General features: G+C 75.1%; 3 protein-coding genes. 1 reads left to right on the plus strand and 2 read right to left on the minus strand.

From position 1 onward, the window contains the following. Nucleotides 1-55 precede the first annotated feature (55 nt). Both HGA02_RS16280 and HGA02_RS16285 read right to left on the minus strand, forming a co-directional pair. Nucleotides 56-766: a HAMP domain-containing protein gene (locus tag HGA02_RS16280; protein ID WP_168680145.1), complete on the minus strand. Its 711-nt coding sequence runs from the start codon at nucleotides 764-766 to the stop codon at nucleotides 56-58. Then, nucleotides 763-1,533 (minus strand): response regulator transcription factor, encoded by a 771-nt coding sequence (locus HGA02_RS16285; RefSeq protein ID WP_168680147.1) that lies wholly within the window; start codon nucleotides 1,531-1,533, stop codon nucleotides 763-765. Before HGA02_RS16285 ends, HGA02_RS16280 begins: the two co-directional genes overlap by 4 nt. A gap of 114 nt (nucleotides 1,534-1,647) precedes the next feature. On the opposite strand from HGA02_RS16285, the gene HGA02_RS16290 reads away from it, so the two are divergent. Then, nucleotides 1,648-2,265 (plus strand): DUF305 domain-containing protein, encoded by a 618-nt coding sequence (locus HGA02_RS16290; RefSeq protein WP_168680149.1) that lies wholly within the window; start codon nucleotides 1,648-1,650, stop codon nucleotides 2,263-2,265. The last annotated feature ends 181 nt before the right edge of the window (nucleotides 2,266-2,446 follow it).

A 2,446-nucleotide genomic window follows, 5' to 3' on the forward strand; every position in this document is an offset into this window, starting at 1 on the left:
GTGCGGCGGTTCCGGACGTCATCGTGTGGGCCCTTCCGTCGTAGGTGCCGCCGACTCATGGCAGGTCGGCTCGTGCAGGACCGTGTCCGCGTCGGGAGCCGTTGACCGCTCCGCCTTGGGGGTCGCCCGACTCCGCGTGCGTCACGGCCGCGAGGTCGTCGGCGAGCCGCGTGAGCCGCGCGCTCTGCTCCCGCAGCACGGCGAGCGTGTCCTCGTCGAGCGGCTGCACGCCGTCCTCGATCGCCTCGAGGTAGCCGGCGATGGTCGCGACGGGTGTGCGCACCTCGTGCGCGACGTCCGCGAGCAGCCGGGCACGCAGCCGGTCGGACTCGTGCAGGCGGGTCGCCATCGCGTTGAACGACCGGGCGAGGTCGTCGAACTCCGTGCCGAGCCCCGGTTCGGGGACCCGGGACTCGTAGGCACCCGCCCCGACCCGCGCGGCCGCGGTCGAGACCGTGGCGAGCGACCGGCCGATGCGGCGGTTGAGGACCACGCCGACGACCGCGGAGACCACCGCGGCGGCACCGAGCGCGAGCGCGAGCGACACGGTGCCCGCGTCCTGGAAGGCCTGCTCGGCGTGCACCACGGCGGCGTCGTGGTCGGCCATGCCCGCGCTCATCATGTGCTCGTGGAAGAGGCCCGGCCCGACGGCCGCCGCCACCAGCCACGCCGTCACGGCGGCGGTCGCGAGCACGACGACGAGCGCACCCACGAGCAGCGCGCCCAGGCCCCACGCCGCCGCACCGCGCCGCGCGCCGCGCGTCACGCACCCGTCCCGATCCGGTAGCCCACGCCGCGGACCGTCCGCACGTACCGCTGCGCCTCCGCGGTGTCGCCGAGCTTCTGACGCACGTGCAGGACGTGGACGTCGACGAGGTGCTCGTCGCCCACCCAGCCCGGACCCCAGACGAGGTCGATGAGCGCGCGGCGGCTGAGGACCCGTCCCGGGCGGTCCGCGAGCGCCGCGAGCACGTCGAACTCGGTGCGGGTCAGCGGTATCGCCTCACCCCCGCGGTCGACCTCGCGCGCGTCGACGTCGATCCGCAGGTCGCCGACCACGAGCAGGCGCCCGGCCGGCTCGGCCGCGGCCGCCGGTGCCGCACGTCGCGGGCGGCGCATGAGCGCGGCGACGCGCGCCATGAGCTCGCGCGGGCTGAACGGCTTGGTCACGTAGTCGTCGGCGCCGACGGAGAGGCCGACGACCGTGTCGAGCTCGTCGGCACGGGCGGTCAGCATGACGACGTAGCAGTCGGAGAACGTGCGCAGCCGCCGGCACACCTCGACGCCGTCGAGGCCGGGCAGGCCGAGGTCCAGGACGACGAGGTCGGGGTCCACCTCGCGCAGCACGTCGACCGCGAGCGCGCCGTCGTGGCACACCGTCGTCGCGTAGCCGTCGCGCTCGAGGTACCCCGCGACGAGGCGGGCCAGCGGTTCCTCGTCGTCGACGACGACGGCCCGGCGCGCGGGGGCGGACGGCGTGGTGCTCACGTCACCATCTTGTCCGGCACGACGCGTCGGACCCGGGACCTTCATCGAACCTTGATCCGACGACGAGCCGCCGTGCGGTGCGCGCGAGCGAGAGTGGCCGTCTCCGGGCGTCGAGCGAGGCGCCCGGGGGCACGCACCGCACCCGGAAGGACCCGTCCCGTGAGCACCACCGTCCGTCGCGCCGTCGGCGCGGCCGCCGCCCTGACCCTCGTCACCACCCTCGTCGCGTGCGCCGGCGGGGACCCGGCGGAGAGCGCCGCGGGACCGGACCGCCCGACGAGCACCACGCAGCCCGTCGACGCCCGTCACGACGAGACCGACACCTGGTTCGCGCAGATGATGGTCGTCCACCACGAGGGAGCGATCGAGATGGCCGAGCTGGCCGCCGACCGCGCCGTCACGCCGGAGGTGCGCGACCTCGCGCGGCGCATCGCCGACGCGCAGGGACCCGAGATCGCGCTGATGAGCGGCTGGCTCGCGGCGTGGGACGAGGACGCACCGGACGGGATGGACCACGGCGGGATGGACCACGGCGGGATGGACATGCACGGCATGGGCCAGGACGAGGCGATGGGGTCGCTCGACGGGCTGGAGGGCGTCGCGTTCGACCGCGCGTTCCTCGACCTCATGATCGCCCACCACCGCGGTGCCGTGACGATGGCGGAGACCGAGCTCGCCGACGGCACGCACCCCGACGCGATGCGGCTCGCGCGGACGATCGTCGACGACCAGACGGCGGAGATCACGGAGATGCAGAACCTGCTGAACGCGCTGTGAGCGGCGGTAACGAGGAGGCGTCCCGCGCGATCACGTACCGTCGTCCGGTGCCGCACGACGACTCCCCCGCCGACCGCCTTCCCGCGGACGGCAGCCTGCCCGGGCTGACCGCGTGCGCGCTGTGCGCCGGGGAGACGCTCGAGGGCGTCGACGACCTGCCCGGCGGCCAGGCGGAGCGGCT

Source organism: Cellulomonas septica (assembly GCF_012396155.1).
Lineage (GTDB): Bacteria > Actinomycetota > Actinomycetes > Actinomycetales > Cellulomonadaceae > Cellulomonas > Cellulomonas septica.